Consider the following 827-nt stretch of genomic DNA (forward strand, 5'->3'; position numbering starts at 1 on the left):
GCTACCGCCGGAACTGCAAGTACTACCAATGCTACTGCCGCTAACCTTGCCGCTGGTAGCTACTGGGTACTCGTTGAAGATGACGACAGCCCTGGTACGTGTCTGGCTAAAATATCGGCTACTATTATTGATGACCCTGCCGAAATATCTGTTGACGACTTTACTCCGGTGGCTTCCACTCAATGCAGCCCTGGAAATGGTACTGTCACCGTAGATCAAATTACTATCAACGGGGTAGTTACTACTGATCCGGCTGTGATGGCAGATTATACTTTCCAACTTTGGAACAGTACCAATACTGCCAAATTAAAAGATTTTGACATCACTGCTGCTGGTCCTGCTACTTTCCCACAGGCCACTGACCTGCTTGGAGGTACTTACTACATCAGAGCTGTAGAAAATGCTGCCACAGCTTGTTCTTCTCCTGGTAAACAAATTACTATTGGTGAAAACTTTACTCTGCCTGTTTTAGCTATTACAGAAACCCCTAATGCGGCTTGTACTGATGGTACGCCTGATGGACAACTTGCTGTCAATGTAACCAACCATGACGGAAATACTTACTCATACCAGTGGTATTTGGGTGTCGGTACTGGAACACCACTGGCGAACGGAGTAAACCCAACAGGTCCTAACGAATCTAACCCGGCAGGTGTAACCACTGCTAATGTTTCCGGACTCTTTGAGGATACTTATACCGTAGTGGTCACTGTAACAAACTCCGGTGGGTCTCTTAGTGAAGGTTGTACCGCTTCCACTCAGTTTACACTTACCTCTGATCCTACGACCATTACCCTAGACCCCTCTTTCACGCTAACCAATATCAG

Annotated in this window: 1 protein-coding gene; it reads left to right on the forward strand. The window is 46.7% G+C overall.

Translation table 11 applies throughout. From position 1 onward, the window contains the following. A partial coding sequence (locus tag AAOP42_RS04425) for a hypothetical protein (protein WP_349527253.1) occupies positions 1-827 on the forward strand: 827 nt, incomplete at both ends.

Origin of the sequence: Reichenbachiella sp. MALMAid0571 (genome assembly GCF_040151475.1) — a bacterium.
Lineage (GTDB): Bacteria > Bacteroidota > Bacteroidia > Cytophagales > Cyclobacteriaceae > CAXBNB01.